This window comes from Xanthomonas arboricola pv. juglandis, assembly GCF_905367715.1.
GTDB lineage: Bacteria > Pseudomonadota > Gammaproteobacteria > Xanthomonadales > Xanthomonadaceae > Xanthomonas > Xanthomonas arboricola.
The window spans coordinates 482604-497533 of record NZ_HG999362.1; the positions used below are offsets into that span (position 1 = coordinate 482604).

Below are 14930 nucleotides of genomic sequence, written 5' to 3' on the forward strand. Positions count from 1 at the left end.
TGAGGATGCAAACACGCGCTGCGCGAGCGCCGGCGTGCCGATGGCTGCGCTCAGCCCAGCTCGCCGCGGTAGCCGGTATCGATGCTGATGCTGCCGCCCACCGCGCGCGAGACGCAGGCGCACAGCTTGCGGTTCTCGCGGCGCTGTTCGTCGCTGAAGAACACATCGCGGTGATCGATATCGGCCGCGCTGTCCAGCACCTCGACCGCGCACAGCCCGCATTCGCCGCGCCGGCATTCGGCGATCAGCTCGACTCCGGCGTCGGCCAGCGCATCCAGCATCGATTCGTTCTCGGCCACCGGCACTTCCAGGCCAAGCCCGGGCAGCTTGACCACGAACGCCTGCGCCGGCACCCGCCCGCTGTTGCCGAAGGTTTCGAAATGCAGCCGCGCGCGCGGACGCCCGGCGGCATGCCAGTGCTGGCGCACCGCCTCGAGCATGCCGAGCGGGCCGCACACGTACACCTCGGCATTGGGCGACAGCCGCGCCAGCTCGGCAGCAAGATCCGCCGGGCCGGCGCCGTCGTCGCATTGCAGCTGCAGGCGCTCGCCCAGCAGCGCTTCCAGCTCGTCGACATAGGCCATCGCACGGCGCGTGCGCCCGGCATACAGCAGGCGGAACGCGCGGTGGCGGCGCGCCAGCCGCTGCGCCATGCCGATGATCGGGGTGATGCCGATCCCGCCGGCGATCAGCAGGATCTCCTCGCCGCCCTCGTCCAGCGCGAAGTTGTTGCTGGGCGGGGAGATCTCCACCACATCGCCGGGCTGCAGCGTCCACATGTGCCGCGAGCCGCCGCGGCTGTCGGGCATCTGCCGTACCGCGATCTGGTAGTAGCCATCGGCACGCGGCTCGCCCACCAGCGAGTACGAGCGCACGTCGGCGCGGCCATGCAACTGCACGCGAAAATCCAGATGGCTGCCGACCTCGAAGCCGCGCGCCGCGGTGCCCGGGTCGAGCACGATTTCGCGCACGCCCTCGCAGGCGTCGGCAATGCTGACCACATGGGCGCGGTGCCACTGGGTGTCTTTACGCATGGGGAACTCCAGGCAGAGGGGTGGGCCGGCTGCTGCCGGCAGTGGCGGGATGGGCGCGGCCGATCAGCGCGCCGCCGCGCACCTGGGTGATCGCCGCCGGGGTCTGCAGCACGTGGCGCAGATTGCGATGGGCCAGCCGTGCGTGTTCGCGCATCAGCGCTTCGGCGCGCGCGCCCTGGCGGTCTTCGATGGCGGCCAGGACTTCGCGGTGCTGGTCCTGCGCCAGGGTCAGGATCAGCCGCGCCTCGGCGCTGGTGGTCTGCGCCATGACCAGGCTGTTGGGCGAGGCGAACGGCAGCTGCAGCACGCGGGTGAGCTCGCGGCCCAGCACATCGCTGCCGGCCATGGCCACCAGCAACGCGTGGAACTGCGCATTGGCCTGCACGTACGCGCTGAAGTCGATGGCGTGCAACGGCGAGCCGACGATGCGGTCGAGCGTGTCCAGCAGCTGGCGTGCCTGGGCCAGCGCCGCGGCCGATGCTCCGCGCTCGGCCGCCATGCGCGCGGCCAGGCCTTCGAGCGTGCCGCGCAATTCGATCGCATCGTGCACGTCGCGTTCGCTGAAGGCCTGCACCGCATAGCCGCCGCCGGGCAGTGCGCTGGCCAGGCCTTCTTCGCACAGCCGCTGCAACGCGGCGCGCACGGGAGTACGCGACATGCCCAGCCGCTGCACCACCGCCAGCTCGGACAGGCGCGTTCCGGCCGGCAGGGTGCCGTCGAGGATCAGTTCGCGTAGCGACAGCAGTGCGCGCGTGGTCTGCGCGGCACTGCTGCGAAACGGGGTGGCGGGTGACATGGAAACCTCCGATGCGGTGCTCAGCCCACCATGCGCAGCGACAGTTCCTGCGCGCGCTGCTCCTGGGCGATCAGCCGATCGATCACGCGGCGCGCCCACATCCCGCCGGCATCGACGTTGAGGTTGTAGAAGGTGTGATCCGGATGCGCGTCGATGGCGCGTTGCTGCGCTTCCAGCACCGCCTCGTCCTCGCCGAACACGCCGGTGACGCCCGCACGGGTCAGCGTGGTCAGCGATTGGTCGTGCAGCGCGTAGTTGCGCATGAACGCCCAGAAGTAGTGGCAGGTGGTGTCGGTTTCCGGCGTGATGGTATTGAGCACGTAGCCGTTGACGCCCTGGCTGCGGTCGCCCTCCGGCGCACCGGTGCCGGCGATGGCTACGCCGACGTCGATGGCGATGGTGCCGGGCGCTTCGAAGCGGATGATCTGCCAGCGGTCGACCTTGCCGCGGTAATCCAGATGGCGCGCGATCTGGCTGGCCCAGAATGGCGGCGCGTCGATGTTGCGCATCCAGCGCGACACCACCACCGAGCGGTCGCCATGCATCACCTCGAACGGCGCTTCGGCGATCTCGTCCTGGCCGATGCTGGAGCCATGCACGAAGGTCTCGTGGGTCAGGTCCATCAGGTTGTCCAGCACCAGCCGGTAGTCGCACTTGGCATAGATGGTGCGGCCATCGCCGGCCCAGGCCGGATCGTGCGCCCAGTGCAGGTCGGGAATCAGGCGGGTGTCGGCCTGCGCCGGGTCGCCCGGCCAGATCCACACATAGCGATGCTTCTCGGCCACCGGAAAACTGCGCACGCACGCGGAGGGATTGATGGTCTCCTGCGAGGGCATGTGCACGCAGCGGCCCTGGCTGTTGTAGACCAGCCCGTGGTAACCGCACACCACATCGTCGCCGCGCAGCTTGCCCATCGACAGCGGCACCAGGCGATGCCAGCACGCATCCTCGAGCGCGATCACGGCCCCGGCAGTGGTGCGATAGACCACCACATCCAGGTTGCAGACCTTGCGCGGGGTCAGCGCATGCTTGATCTCGTGGTCCCAGGCGACGGCGTACCACGCATTGAGGGGAAACAGCTGCTTGGACTGGGACATGACCGTGGCTCCTGGGGTTTGTATACAACCTGGGGTGCGGATCGGCAGCGGTGCGCCGGCTGGCGACCAGTTGACGCGCATGCCGGCGCTGGCGTCTGCTTGCAAGCGAAGTTATGTATACACCGGAGACAATGTTGGAGCGTCGGTCACCCGCCGAAATTGTGCGATTATCGAATTGATGCACCGATAATCGCATTGACCGGGCCGTGCAGCTGCGCCTAACGTGACCACACGCTCGCTGCGCAGGACCGAAGCAATGGCCCAGATCGTCCCCCTTTCAGAAGCGGTGTCCCAGCTGATCGCCGATGGCGACTGCGTGGCGATGGAAGGCTTCACCCATCTGATTCCGCATGCGGCCGGCCACGAGGTGATCCGCCAGCGTAAGCGCGACCTGCACCTGGTGCGCATGACCCCGGACCTGATCTACGACCAGCTGATCGGCGCCGGTTGTGCGTCGGCATTGCGGTTTTCCTGGGGCGGCAATCCGGGTGTCGGCTCGCTGCACCGGCTGCGCGATGCGGTCGAACATGCGTGGCCGCAGCCGCTGCAGATCCGCGAACACAGCCATGCCGACATGGCCAACGCGTATGTGGCCGGTGCCTCTGGCCTGCCGTTCGCGGTGCTGCGCGGCTATGTCGGCTCGGACCTGCCGCGCGTCAACGACAGCATCAAGTTCCTGCAATGCCCGTACACCGGCGAGACGCTGGCCACCACGCCGGCGGTCAGGCCCGATGTCACCGTCATCCATGCGCAGCAGGCCGACCGCCGCGGCAATGTGCTGCTGTGGGGCATCCTGGGCGTGCAGAAGGAAGCCGCGCTGGCGGCGCGCAAGGTGATCGTCACGGTGGAAGAGATCGTCGACACGCTGGATGCGCCGCCCAACGCCTGCATCCTGCCGCGCTGGGTGGTCGATGCGGTCTGCCATGTGCCCGGCGGTGCGGCGCCGTCGTACGCGCACGGCTATTACGCCCGCGACAACCGCTTCTACCTGGCCTGGGATGCGATTGCGCGCGACCGTGCACGCTTCCAGGCGTGGATCCAGACGCACATTCTCGACACCGAGGACTTTGCTGCGTTCCAGCGCGTGTACGCGCACTCGCTGCTGCAGGTGGCCGCATGAGCGACTACAGCACCAACGAAATGATGACCGTGGCGGCGGCACGGCGCCTGCCCGATGGCGCGGTGTGCTTCGTCGGCATCGGCCTGCCATCCACCGCCGCCAACCTGGCGCGGCTGACGCATGCGCCGGATGTCACCCTGATCTACGAATCCGGCCCGATCGGCGCGCGCCCGGAAGTGCTGCCGTTGTCGATCGGCGACGGCGAACTGGCCGAAACCGCCGACACCGTGGTCTCCACGCCGGAAATCTTTCGCTACTGGCTGCAGGGCGGGCGCGTGGACGTGGGCTTCCTGGGCGCGGCGCAGATCGATCGCCATGCCAACCTCAACACCACGGTGATCGGCCCGTACGACGCGCCGAAGACGCGGCTACCCGGCGCGGGCGGCGCGCCGGAGATCGCGGCCAGCGCCAAACAGGTGTTCATCATCATTCGCCAATCCAGACGCAGTTTCGTGCCCGCGCTGGACTTCATCACCACGGTCGGGCATCTGGACGGTGGCGATGCGCGGCAGCGTGCCGGCCTGCCCGGCGCCGGCCCCACCGTGGTCGTCACCGACCTGTGCGTGATGGAGCCCGATCCCGTGACCCGCGAACTCACCGTCACCGCGCTGCATCCCGGCAGCACCCGCGAGCAGGTGAGCGCGGCCACCGGCTGGCCGATCCGCTTCGCTGCCGATCTGGCGCAGACCACCCCACCCAGCGCTGCGGAACTGCAGGCGCTGCGCGCGCTGCAGGCACGCACCGACGCCGCGCATGGCAAGCAGGCAGCCGGAGCCGAGGCATGAGCGAGGTCTATCTGATCGATGGCATCCGCACGCCGATCGGCCGCTACGGCGGCGCCCTGGCCGGCGTGCGCGCCGACGACCTGGGCGCGATACCGATTGCCGCGTTGATGGCACGCAATCCGCAACTGGAGCCGGCGCTGATCGACGACGTGTACCTGGGCTGCGCAAATCAGGCCGGCGAGGACAATCGCAATGTCGCGCGCATGAGTCTGTTGCTGGCGGGGCTGCCCAGTTCGGTGCCGGGCAGCACGCTCAATCGCCTGTGCGGCTCGGGGCTGGATGCGGTCGGCACGGTGGCGCGCGGCATTCGCGCCGACGAGCTGGGCCTGGCGATCGCCGGCGGGGTCGAATCGATGACCCGCGCGCCCTGGGTCATGGGCAAGGCCGAGAGCGCGTTCGCGCGCACGCAACAGCTGGAAGACACCACCATGGGCTGGCGGTTCATCAATCCGCGCCTGCAGGGCGCCTATGGCGTGGAGCTGATGGGCGAGACCGCGGAGAACGTGGCACAGCGCCATGCCATCGCGCGCGATGACCAGGACGCGTTTGCGCTGCGCAGCCAGCAGCGCGCCGCCGCCGCACAGGCGGCCGGTTTCTTCGATGCAGAAATCACTCCGGTGCCGGTGGCCGCACGCAAAGGGGGCGAAGCAAGCGCGGTCGATCGCGACGAGCATCCGCGCCCGAACACCACCGCCGAGATGCTGGCCAAGCTCAAGCCGGTGTTCCGCCAGCCCGGCACGGTGACGGCCGGCAATGCGGCCGGTCTCAACGATGGCGCTGCCGCCCTGTTGCTGGCGTCTGCGCAGGCCGTGCACGCGCATGGACTGACCCCGCGGGCACGCGTGCTCGGCTTCGCATCGGCGGGTGTGGAGCCGGCCTACATGGGCATCGGCCCGGTACCGGCCACGCAGCGCCTGCTGGCGCGCCTGGGCCTGCGCATCGAGCAGTTCGATGCGATCGAGTTCAATGAAGCCTTCGCCGCGCAGGTGCTGGCCTGCACGCGCGCGTTCGGCCTGGCCGACGATGCCGCGCAGGTCAACGCCAATGGCGGCGCCATCGCGCTGGGTCATCCGCTGGGCATGAGCGGTGCGCGGCTGGCGCTGACCTTGTTGCGGCAACTGGAGGCGGGCAACGGGCGGCTTGGGCTGGCCAGCATGTGCATCGGGGTCGGGCAGGGCGTAGCGCTGGCGATCGAGCGCGTGTAGTACGCCGATTGCAACTGCCGCTGCCGTGACCGCACACCCACGTTTTGATCCTGCCGTAGCGCAACCGATGGAGATCCCGCATGCGCGACCCCAGCTCTGACACGTCGATCGATCCGCTGCTCGGCTATCGCCGGCCGCGGATCGGCACGCAGCCGGCCTACCTGCATCTGCCCTACGCATCCACCGCATTGCGCGGCCCCACGCGTGCGCCCATCGATATCCCGGCCACGCTGTCGGAAGTCACCGGGCCGCAATTGAATCGGCTCACCCTGGGTGAGCATGCCGCCGACCTCACCGCCGGCTTTGCGGGCGAGCCATTGGGCGAGCGCATCATCGTGTCCGGTCGCGTGCTCGACGAAAACGGCAAGCCGGTGCGCAACAGCGTGGTCGAGGTGTGGCAATGCAATGCCGCCGGCCGCTATCAACATGCCGGCGACCGGCATGACGCACCGCTGGATCCCAACTTCCGCGGCACCGGCCAGGTGCTCACCGACGACCACGGCCGCTACGCCTTCAAGACCATCAAGCCGGGCGCGTATCCGTGGCGCAATCACTACAACGCCTGGCGGCCGGCGCATATCCATTTTTCGCTGCATGGCGATGGCATCGGGCAGCGGCTGATCACCCAGATGTACTTCCCCGGCGACCCGCTGCTGGCGCACGACCCGATCTACAACTGCGTGGACGATGCGCAGGCGCGCGAACGCATGGTGTCCAGCTTCGACTGGGAAAACGCGGTGAGCGAATACGCGCTGGCCTACCGCTTCGACATCGTGTTGCGCGGTCGCAAGCAGACGGTCTGGGAGTGAATCGATGAGCCTGCACACCACCCCGTCGCAAACCGTTGGCCCGTATTACCGGCTCGGGCTGGAGCCGCTGTATCGCGCGCAACTCGCGCCTGCGCAGGCCGCGGGCACGCACGTGCAGGTCAGCGGTTGCGTGTTCGATGGCGCCGGCAACCCGGTGGCCGACGCAGTGCTGGAGCTGTGGCAGGCCGATGCGGCCGGCATCTATGCGCATGCCGCCGATGCGCGCTGCCAGGCGCACGATCCCGGTTTCGATGGCTGGGGCCGCGTGCCGACCGACGCGCAGGGGCGTTTTTCCTTCAGCACCGTCAAGCCGGGCCAGGTCGCCGGGCCGGATGGCAAGCTGCAGGCAGCGCATCTGAGCGTACTGGTCTTCATGCGCGGGCTGTTGCGCGGCGTGTCGACGCGGCTGTACTTCGCCGACGATCCGCAGCTGGGCAGCGACCCCATCCTGGCCCTGGTGCCGGCCGAGCGTCGTAGCACGCTGCTGGCGCAATCGCGCGGTGGCAGCGATTACGTGTGGGACATCCATATGCAGGGCGATGCGGAAACGGTGTTCTTCAACTATTGATCGCGCCGTCGGTGCGCGGGGTGCCATGCATGGTTGTCTCCGTTCGAGCAGCACACCTGCACCTGCGTGCAGATGCTGCGCAGCTGTCGCCGCGCGCCGGGCAGGCAGGTGCCTGCGCGCGCTGCCCTCGGTGATCCATCGTGATCGCGTGGTACCCGCGCGCGATGCCGTGATCCCGCCGCGACACGCGCCTTGTCCAAACGTGCAGCACGCATGACTTGCACCGACCACCGTGCGTGCACACCACCCAGCAACGCGCACGCCAGTTGGCACTCTTGCGCATCGGTGCCATGCTGCCGGCACGCCACCCGAGGCCATGCATGACTGCGACGTCTTCCTTGTTGGGATCCCTGTTTGGCGAGCCTGCCTGCGACGCGTTGTTCGATGACACGGCGCGGGTGCAGGCAATGCTGCACTTTGAATCCGCGCTTGCCCGCGCGCAGGCGCAATGCGGCGTGATTCCCGCCGAGGCCGCGCAGGCCATTGCGGCCGCATGCGATGTGCAGCATTACGATCTGGCCGCGCTGGCCCAGGCCACCGCACTTGCCGGCAACCCCGCCATTCCATTGGTCAAGGCGCTGACCGCGCGCGTGGCCGCCCACGATGCGCAGGCCGCGCGCTGGGTGCACTGGGGCGCCACCAGCCAGGACGTCATCGACACCGGCACGGTACTGCAGCTGCGCGCCGCGCTCGACCTGCTGCTGCCGCGCCTGCAGGGCCTGTGCGCCGAGCTGGCTGCGCTGGCCGCGCGCGAACGCAACACCGGCCTGCCCGGACGTACCTTGCTGCAGCAGGCGGTGCCGGTCACGTTCGGGCTCAAGGTCGCCGCCTGGCTGGATGCGCTGCAGCGCGCGCACCAGCGCCTGCAGGCCCTGCAGCACGATGGCCTGGTGCTGCAGTTCGGGGGCGCGGCCGGCACGTTGGCGTCGTTGCAGGAGCGCGGTTTGGATGTCGCCCAGGCGCTGGCAACCACGCTGGCGCTGCCGTTGCCCGCGATGCCGTGGCATACCGCACGCGATCGCCTCGTCGAGGTCGGCTGTGCGTTCGGCCTGCTGGCCGGCACGCTGGGCAAGATCGGCGGCGACGTGGTGTTGCTGATGCAGTCGGAAGTCGGCGAAGTGTTCGAGCCGGCCGCAGCCGGCAAGGGCGGTTCCTCGGCGATGCCGCACAAGCGCAATCCGGTCTCCAGCGTCGCCGCGGTTGCTGCTGCCACCCGCGTGCCCGGCCTGGTGGCGACCTTGTTCAGCGCGATGGCGCAGCCGCATGAACGCGCCGCCGGGCAATGGCATGCCGAATGGGAGACCTTGCCGCAGATCGTGTGCCTGACCGCCGGCAGCCTGGCGCAGATGCAAGGCTGCCTGGCCGACCTGCAACTGGACCACGAGGCCATGCGCGCGCACCTGCACAGCCATGGCGGCGTGCTGTACGCCGAGGCAGCGGTGTTCGCGCTGGCACCACGGCTTGGCAAGCCACAGGCGCATGCGCTGGTCGAACAGGCGGTGGCACGCGCCCAGGCGCAGCAGCGCCATCTACGCGAGGTGCTCGGCGACGACGCGCAGGTGAGCGCGGTACTCACGCAGGCGCAACTGCAGGCGGTGTTCGATGTGGACAGCTGGCGCGGCATGTCCTCGGTCTGGATCGATCGCGTGCTGGCCGCTTCTTCATCCCGCTGACGGTGCTCCGATGGCTTATCTCCAATTGCCCACGCATCGCCTGCACTACCGCCTCGACGGTACCGAAGGCCGCCCCTGGCTGACCTTCTGCAACTCGCTGGGCACCGACCTGCATATGTGGGACGTGCAGATCGCCGCGTTTGCGCCGCATTACCGCATCCTGCGCTACGACCGCCGCGGCCATGGCGATTCGGACACGCCGCCCGGCCCATACCGCGTTGCCGACCTCGGCCAGGACGTGCTGGCGCTGTGGGATGCGTTGCAGATCGCGCAGAGCGACTTCTGCGGCCTGTCGATCGGCGGACTCACCGGGCAATGGCTGGGCCTGCATGCACCGCAGCGCCTGCGCCGGCTGGTGGTGTGCGCCACCGCGCAGAAGATCGGCAGCAGCGAAAGCTGGAACGCGCGCATCGAGCAGGTGCGCAGCGAAGGCCTGCCGGGGCTGGTCGATGCCACCTTGCAGCGCTGGTTCACCCCGCCGTTTGCGCTCAGCCATGCGCAGCGCCTGGACATGATCGTGGCCGCCTTCGTGTCGACATCGCCGCAGGGCTATATCGCCTGCTGCCAGGCGGTGGCCGACGCCGATTTCCGCGGCGCGCTGGACACGCTGGAGCTGCCACTGCTCGCACTGGCCGGCGACGACGACCCGGTCTGTCCGCCGGCCGATCTGCGCGAGATCGCCTACGCCGCCCCGCACGGCCACTACGCACAGGTGCCCGGCCGGCATATCTGCAACCTGGAGTCGCCGGCCGCGTTCAACCACAGCGTGCTGGGCTTTCTGCAGGCCGACCACGTGTGACCCTCCGCCCGGCCAGGCAGCTGCCGGACGCGTGCAGCCGTCACCCCGATCCGGCACGCACGACGCCCGGCATTCTCGCTCATGCGTTGCATCTGCGCCCAGCTGACCACGTCCGGCTGCCTGTCGCCAGCGACGTCAATCGCAACCAATGCACCTGATACGTCAGCGCTTGCCCTACGGCCACAGCTGACCTGCAGCAGCCGTCAGCACCCCATTCCCCATTCCCATTCCTCATTCCCACGCAGGAGAGATTCCGATGCACGAAGACGAGCGTTACCAGACAGGCTTGCGCGAGCGCCGACGCGTCCTGGGCGATGCGCATGTCGAGCGCTCGCTGGCTGCACGCACCGAGTTCACCGACGAGTTCCAGACGCTGATCACCCGCTACGCCTGGGGCACCATCTGGACCCGCGATGGCCTGCCCGCGCACACCCGCTCGCTGCTGACCCTGGCGATGATGGTGGCGCTGGGCCACGACGAGGAGTTCAAGCTGCACGTGCGCGCCGCGCGCAACAATGGCGTCACGCCCGAGCAGATCAAGGAAGTCCTGCTGCAGGCCGCGGTCTATTGCGGCGTGCCTGCCGCCAACCATGCCTTCGCGCTGGCCAAGCCCATCCTTGAGGAGCAGGCCGGCGAAGAAGAGCCGGTGCGCGAAGGCTGACGACCACGGCGACGCGTGAGTGCAGCAGGCACGCTGCGTTTGCGCGGCATGCGGCGGGCAATGCGACCGGTTAGGTTGGCTGTGTCCCTGGCCTGCACTGATGGCACGCCGGGCATGGTGGCGTGCCAGCGCGCGCACTGCGTTGCACCCTGGCCGTCCCGTATGCACATCACCGCTGATGACATCACCCATCGACGACGGGATGATGCACGTACCGCAATGGACCACCGCTTCCGTTCGCACAGGACATTCCCCATGAGGTTGCCGATGCTGCTGCGTACCATGTGTTTGCTTTTGCTGCTGCTCACTGCATCCGGGCTGCACGCACAACCGCATCCCGGGCCCGGGACCGAGCTGGCGCAGGTGCGCACCGACGATGGCCAGACGCTGGCGGTGTGGTCGCGCGTCCCCGCGCAGCCGCGCGGCACGATCCTGCTGGTGCATGGGCGCACCTGGAGTGCGTTGCCCAATTTCGATCTGCAGGTTCCCGACGAGCCGCGTGATGCGCGCTCGGTGCTGGCGGCATTGGCGCAGGCCGGCTACGCCGCCTACGCGGTCGATCTGCGCGGCTATGGCGGCAGTGCGCGCGATCGCAGCGGCTGGAACACGCCCGCGCGCGCCGTGGCCGATGTCGATGCGGTGCTGAGCTGGGTTGCCCGCCAGCACCCGCAGCTGCCGCCGCCGGCGCTGCTCGGTTATTCCAATGGCGCGCGGGTGGCGCTGCTGATCGCCCAGCAACATCCGCAGGCGGTGTCGGCGCTGGTGCTGTACGGCTTCCCCGACGATGTCGACGCAGCGCCCGACACCACCCCGGCGCCGGCACAGCCACTGCGTGCGCGCACCACGGCCGCGGCGGCCGGCGAGGACTTCATCACCGCCAACGCCGCACCGCCCGGCGTGCGTGCGGCCTATGTGGCGCAGGCGGTATCGGCCGACCCGGTGCGCACCGACTGGCGCGCGATGGAGCAGTTCGCCTTCCAGCCGGAGCAAGTGACCACGCTGCCGGTCTTGCTGCTGCGTGGCGTCGACGATCCCATCGCGACCCAGGCGGACAACGCGCACCTGTACGCACGTCTGCGCAGCGAAGACCGCAGCTGGGTCACGCTGCCGCACGCCGATCACGTGGCGCATGTCGAGGACACCCATGCCGCCTGGATGGATGCGGTGGTGAGCTTCCTGCGCCGGCCGCGCTGAGCGCGCCCGCCGGCGACTAACTCAACAACGCACCCAGCCGCTGCGCCGCCTGCTTCAACGGCTCCAGCAGCGTCTGCATCGTCTGCAGGCTCACGCGCCCGGCCTGGGCGCCGATGTTGAGCGCGGCGATCACCTCGCCGCGCAGGTTGCGCACCGGCACCGCGATCGAGCGCAGGCCGATTTCCAGTTCCTGGTCGGTCAGGCACATGCCTTCGCGGCGCGTGCGCGCCAGCACTTCCAGCAGTGCAGATGCCTGGGTCACGGTGCGGTCGGTACGCGGGCGCAGTGTGGTGCGCTCCAGGTACGCCTGTAAGGTGTCGCCGGGCAGGGCGGCCAACAGGACGCGGCCCATCGAGGTGCAGTAGGCCGGCAGGCGTGTGCCCGGGCGCAGCCCGATCGACATGATGCGCACCGTCTCGGCGCGCGCCACGTACAGCAGGTCGTCGCCATCCAGCACGCCCAGCGAGCAGGATTCGTGCAACTGGTCGCGCAGCCCGTCCAGCACCGGCTGCGCCGCCGCGGTCATCGACGAAGATGCCGCATACGCACCGCCGATCCCCAGCACGCGCGGCAGCAGCACGTAGCCGCGGCCCTGCTCGCCGACATAGCCCAGCCTGGCCAGGGTATGCAGCACCCGGCGCACCGCCGCGCGCGAGATGCCGGTTTCCAGGCTGATCTGCGACATCGTCACCTCGCGCGCGTGCTGGGCGAACACGCTCAGCACCACCAGCCCGCGGCCCAGCGAGGTCATGAAGTCCGGGTCGCCCTGGGCGGCGGCGATCTGCTGCATCAACTCATGCGGCAGGCCGCGTTCGCTCCCGGCGGTGGCCACGGTGGTGGTGGGTTTGCGGCGGCTGGAGGCAGGCTCGGGCATCGGATCGCAGCTTGGACGGGTCCGTGCATGGTAAGCGCTCACGCCGATACATGCCCCCGGTCGCAGCTTGCGCCTGGACATGTAAGCGCTTCACCCTGGTTGCCGCATAATCGTTGCTGGTTTGTTTCGGATCGGTCTCCTTAGTCCATGAAAACCCCCAAGGGCCTGCAACCGCTGATCGACGACGGCATCATCGACGAAGTGTTGCGACCACTGAAGAGCGGCAAGGAAGCATCCGTCTATGTGGTCAGTACGGGCGCCGACATCCTGTGCGCCAAGGTCTACAAGGACATGGCGCAACGCAGTTTCCAGGCGCGCGTGCAATATCAGGAAGGCCGCAAGGTGCGTGGCAGCCGCCAGGCGCGCGCGATGGGCAAGGCCACCAAGTTCGGCCGGCGCGAAGCCGAGACCGCATGGAAGAACACCGAAGCCGAGGTGCTCTATCAACTGATGGACGCCAGCGTGCACGTGCCTAAGCCGCGCGGCTATTTCCACGGCGTGCTGCTGATGGACCTGGTCACCGACGAGGCCGGCCATAGCGCACCACGGCTGGGCGAAGTGGACCTGGAGCCGGAGCAGGCGCGCAGCTTCCACACCAGCCTGATCGGCGATGTGGTCAAGATGCTGTCGCTGGGCCTGGTGCACGGCGACCTGTCCGAATACAACGTGCTGGTCTCGCCCGAGGGCCCGGTGTTGATCGACTTTCCGCAGGTGGTCAGTGCTGCCGGCAACAATGCTGCACGCGACATGCTGCTGCGCGATGTGCACAACCTGCGCGACTGCCTCGGCCGCTTCGCCCCGGAGTTGCTGGATACGCATTACGGCGAAGAGATGTGGGCGCTGTTCGAAAAGGGCGAGCTGCGCCCGGACAGCGTGCTGACCGGCCGCTTCAAGTTCGACACCCGGCGCGCCGACGTGCGTGCCATCCGCGCCTCGATCGAGGACGCACGCCAGGAAAACCTCATCCGTCAGCAGGGCCGCGAGGCCGCTGCCGAGGACGACGACTAGAGCGCTGTTGCGTTCGCGCGCGATGCGGCGTCACAGCAGCAGCGGCGCAGCTGGCGCGCGGCCGCAATGCACCGCTCAGGGTGATCAAGCAGGGGCGCGCCGAGGCAGGCGCGCAGCCACGATGCAGTGCAGCAAAAAACCAACGGATGCTGATGGCGCGATTGTTCGCCAGGCATCGCCATGGCAGGCGCATGCATCGGCAGCACGGGGGTTTTTGCGGTACTGCCGCGCATCTCCGGTACCGCCATTGAAATAATTGATGGCGTTGAATGGTGATTGATCATAAGTATCTGGCAGGCTCAGCCATCGTCTCCTGGAGAGTCCGCCATGTCGTTTGATCCCGATGTCGTGCGCCTGTTTGCCCAGCTTCAACACGCCGCTCAACCACCGATGGAAACCCTGCCGATCGAGGGCGCGCGCGCAATGATGCGTGCACTCGGCACGCAGCTGGGCTTTTCGCGTGTGGAGATGGCCGAGGTGCGCGACCTGCAGGCCGGCACCGCCGCCGGCCCGGTGCGCCTGCGTTTGTATCGCCCGTCCGGGCTGGCTGCCGGTCCGGCCCCGACCTGCCTGTTCGTGCACGGCGGCGGCGGTGTGGTGGGCGACCTCGATTCCCACGACGACGTCTGCCGGCAACTGGCGGCGCGCGCCGGCTGCCAGCTGCTGGCGGTCGACTATCGCCTTGCACCGGAACATCCCGCGCCGGCCGGCGTGGAGGACGTGATTGCGGCCCTGCATTGGCTGGTTGCCGAGCCCGATGCGGTCGGTGCCGATGTGCAGCGCCTGGCCGTGGCCGGCGACAGCATCGGCGGCGCCATGGCCGCAGTCGCGGCGCTGGCCGCGCGCGATGCCGGGATCGCGTTGCGCTGCCAGGTGCTGGTGTATCCGCTCACCGATGCGCGCGAGGACAACGGCCAATACCCGTCGCGATCGCATAACGCCGGCCTGCCGCCGCTGACCACAGAGGCAGTGCGCTTCTTCAATCGCCATCTATTGCCCGACCCCGCCATTGCACAGGACTGGCGCGTCTCGCCGATGCTGGTGCCAGAGGTGGCCGGCGTTGCACCCGCACTGGTCATCGTGGGCGAGCGCGACATGCTCTACGACGAAGGGCGCAGCTATGCCGAACGCCTGCGCGCCGCCGGCGTGGAAGTCACCCTGCACAGCTTTCCCGGCATGATCCACGGCTTCATCAATATGGGCGGCGTCCTGCGCGCCGCCGGCGAAACGCTGGAGATGGCAGCGCTGCTGCTGCGCCAGCGCTTGCTGCCAGCCGTCGAGCGCAGGGCCGCATAAGGGCCTGCGGC

16 protein-coding genes are annotated in these 14930 nt (G+C 68.7%); 11 read left to right on the forward strand and 5 right to left on the reverse strand.

Annotated features, from left to right (window positions below; all coding sequences use genetic code 11):
* Positions 1 to 50 precede the first annotated feature (50 nt).
* Genes KHN93_RS02010 through KHN93_RS02020 form a run of 3 tightly spaced genes read right to left on the reverse strand, consistent with a single transcriptional unit; the run spans position 51 to position 2927 of the window.
* Entirely contained in the window at positions 51 to 1034 is a 984-nt protein-coding gene (locus KHN93_RS02010; protein ID WP_046345406.1) for a PDR/VanB family oxidoreductase, read from the reverse strand.
* On the reverse strand, positions 1027 to 1830 hold the full coding sequence (locus KHN93_RS02015; RefSeq protein WP_016904720.1) for a GntR family transcriptional regulator: 804 nt from the start codon (positions 1828 to 1830) through the stop codon (positions 1027 to 1029). Before KHN93_RS02015 ends, KHN93_RS02010 begins: the two co-directional genes overlap by 8 nt.
* A 20-nt stretch (positions 1831 to 1850) precedes the next feature.
* Positions 1851 to 2927 (reverse strand): aromatic ring-hydroxylating dioxygenase subunit alpha, encoded by a 1077-nt coding sequence (locus tag KHN93_RS02020; RefSeq protein WP_016904721.1) that lies wholly within the window; start codon positions 2925 to 2927, stop codon positions 1851 to 1853.
* Between the two features lie 256 nt (positions 2928 to 3183).
* On the opposite strand from KHN93_RS02020, the gene KHN93_RS02025 reads away from it, so the two are divergent.
* From KHN93_RS02025 to KHN93_RS02065, 9 genes are all read left to right on the forward strand, one after another.
* Positions 3184 to 4047, forward strand: coding sequence for a CoA transferase subunit A (locus tag KHN93_RS02025; protein WP_104561292.1), 864 nt, complete (start codon positions 3184 to 3186; stop codon positions 4045 to 4047).
* Positions 4044 to 4832 carry a CoA-transferase subunit beta gene (locus tag KHN93_RS02030; RefSeq protein WP_039517333.1) on the forward strand — a complete coding sequence of 263 codons (789 nt, stop codon included), beginning with the start codon at positions 4044 to 4046 and terminating at the stop codon, positions 4830 to 4832. The genes KHN93_RS02025 and KHN93_RS02030 overlap by 4 nt, the downstream gene beginning before the upstream one ends.
* Complete coding sequence (gene pcaF, locus KHN93_RS02035; RefSeq protein ID WP_104561290.1) at positions 4829 to 6037, forward strand: 3-oxoadipyl-CoA thiolase; 1209 nt, start codon at positions 4829 to 4831, stop codon at positions 6035 to 6037. Before KHN93_RS02030 ends, pcaF begins: the two co-directional genes overlap by 4 nt.
* Positions 6038 to 6117: 80 nt before the next feature.
* On the forward strand, positions 6118 to 6846 hold the full coding sequence (gene pcaH, locus KHN93_RS02040; protein ID WP_024938790.1) for a protocatechuate 3,4-dioxygenase subunit beta: 729 nt from the start codon (positions 6118 to 6120) through the stop codon (positions 6844 to 6846).
* Positions 6847 to 6850: 4 nt separating this feature from the next.
* Positions 6851 to 7414 carry a protocatechuate 3,4-dioxygenase subunit alpha gene (pcaG, locus tag KHN93_RS02045; RefSeq protein WP_104561288.1) on the forward strand — a complete coding sequence of 188 codons (564 nt, stop codon included), beginning with the start codon at positions 6851 to 6853 and terminating at the stop codon, positions 7412 to 7414.
* 320 nt (positions 7415 to 7734) lie between these two features.
* Positions 7735 to 9087 (forward strand): 3-carboxy-cis,cis-muconate cycloisomerase, encoded by a 1353-nt coding sequence (locus tag KHN93_RS02050; RefSeq protein WP_104561336.1) that lies wholly within the window; start codon positions 7735 to 7737, stop codon positions 9085 to 9087.
* Between the two features lie 10 nt (positions 9088 to 9097).
* Positions 9098 to 9886 carry a 3-oxoadipate enol-lactonase gene (gene pcaD, locus KHN93_RS02055; protein ID WP_104599627.1) on the forward strand — a complete coding sequence of 263 codons (789 nt, stop codon included), beginning with the start codon at positions 9098 to 9100 and terminating at the stop codon, positions 9884 to 9886.
* Positions 9887 to 10142: 256 nt separating this feature from the next.
* Entirely contained in the window at positions 10143 to 10547 is a 405-nt protein-coding gene (pcaC, locus tag KHN93_RS02060) for a 4-carboxymuconolactone decarboxylase (protein WP_211921806.1), read from the forward strand.
* Between the two features lie 267 nt (positions 10548 to 10814).
* Positions 10815 to 11741, forward strand: coding sequence for an alpha/beta hydrolase (locus tag KHN93_RS02065; protein ID WP_211921808.1), 927 nt, complete (start codon positions 10815 to 10817; stop codon positions 11739 to 11741).
* 16 nt (positions 11742 to 11757) lie between these two features.
* Here KHN93_RS02065 and KHN93_RS02070 read toward each other — a convergent pair whose 3' ends face one another.
* Complete coding sequence (locus tag KHN93_RS02070) at positions 11758 to 12615, reverse strand: IclR family transcriptional regulator domain-containing protein (RefSeq protein WP_024938784.1); 858 nt, start codon at positions 12613 to 12615, stop codon at positions 11758 to 11760.
* Positions 12616 to 12762: 147 nt separating this feature from the next.
* On the opposite strand from KHN93_RS02070, the gene KHN93_RS02075 reads away from it, so the two are divergent.
* Positions 12763 to 13623, forward strand: a complete 861-nt coding sequence (locus KHN93_RS02075; protein ID WP_039528778.1) for a PA4780 family RIO1-like protein kinase — start codon at positions 12763 to 12765, stop codon at positions 13621 to 13623.
* Here the strand turns inward: KHN93_RS02075 and KHN93_RS02080 are convergent.
* Positions 13620 to 13907, reverse strand: coding sequence for a hypothetical protein (locus KHN93_RS02080; RefSeq protein ID WP_211921810.1), 288 nt, complete (start codon positions 13905 to 13907; stop codon positions 13620 to 13622). The two genes, KHN93_RS02075 and KHN93_RS02080, sit on opposite strands and share 4 nt — an antisense overlap.
* Before the next feature lie 43 nt (positions 13908 to 13950).
* Here KHN93_RS02080 and KHN93_RS02085 point away from each other — a divergent pair, with 43 nt between their 5' ends.
* On the forward strand, positions 13951 to 14919 hold the full coding sequence (locus tag KHN93_RS02085) for an alpha/beta hydrolase (protein WP_166772757.1): 969 nt from the start codon (positions 13951 to 13953) through the stop codon (positions 14917 to 14919).
* Positions 14920 to 14930 lie beyond the last annotated feature (11 nt).

Excerpts from the sequence above, each read along its gene's own strand:
- KHN93_RS02010 (WP_046345406.1), bottom strand. The coding sequence starts at position 1,034 with ATGCGTAAAGACACCCAGTGGCACCGCGCCCATGTGGTCAGCATTGCC.
- KHN93_RS02015 (WP_016904720.1), bottom strand. The coding sequence starts at position 1,830 with ATGTCACCCGCCACCCCGTTTCGCAGCAGTGCCGCGCAGACCACGCGC.
- KHN93_RS02020 (WP_016904721.1), bottom strand. The coding sequence starts at position 2,927 with ATGTCCCAGTCCAAGCAGCTGTTTCCCCTCAATGCGTGGTACGCCGTC.
- KHN93_RS02025 (WP_104561292.1), top strand. The coding sequence starts at position 3,184 with ATGGCCCAGATCGTCCCCCTTTCAGAAGCGGTGTCCCAGCTGATCGCC.
- KHN93_RS02030 (WP_039517333.1), top strand. The coding sequence starts at position 4,044 with ATGAGCGACTACAGCACCAACGAAATGATGACCGTGGCGGCGGCACGG.
- pcaF (WP_104561290.1), top strand. The coding sequence starts at position 4,829 with ATGAGCGAGGTCTATCTGATCGATGGCATCCGCACGCCGATCGGCCGC.
- pcaH (WP_024938790.1), top strand. The coding sequence starts at position 6,118 with ATGCGCGACCCCAGCTCTGACACGTCGATCGATCCGCTGCTCGGCTAT.
- pcaG (WP_104561288.1), top strand. The coding sequence starts at position 6,851 with ATGAGCCTGCACACCACCCCGTCGCAAACCGTTGGCCCGTATTACCGG.
- KHN93_RS02050 (WP_104561336.1), top strand. The coding sequence starts at position 7,735 with ATGACTGCGACGTCTTCCTTGTTGGGATCCCTGTTTGGCGAGCCTGCC.
- pcaD (WP_104599627.1), top strand. The coding sequence starts at position 9,098 with ATGGCTTATCTCCAATTGCCCACGCATCGCCTGCACTACCGCCTCGAC.
- pcaC (WP_211921806.1), top strand. The coding sequence starts at position 10,143 with ATGCACGAAGACGAGCGTTACCAGACAGGCTTGCGCGAGCGCCGACGC.
- KHN93_RS02065 (WP_211921808.1), top strand. The coding sequence starts at position 10,815 with ATGCTGCTGCGTACCATGTGTTTGCTTTTGCTGCTGCTCACTGCATCC.
- KHN93_RS02070 (WP_024938784.1), bottom strand. The coding sequence starts at position 12,615 with ATGCCCGAGCCTGCCTCCAGCCGCCGCAAACCCACCACCACCGTGGCC.
- KHN93_RS02075 (WP_039528778.1), top strand. The coding sequence starts at position 12,763 with ATGAAAACCCCCAAGGGCCTGCAACCGCTGATCGACGACGGCATCATC.
- KHN93_RS02080 (WP_211921810.1), bottom strand. The coding sequence starts at position 13,907 with ATGATCAATCACCATTCAACGCCATCAATTATTTCAATGGCGGTACCG.
- KHN93_RS02085 (WP_166772757.1), top strand. The coding sequence starts at position 13,951 with ATGTCGTTTGATCCCGATGTCGTGCGCCTGTTTGCCCAGCTTCAACAC.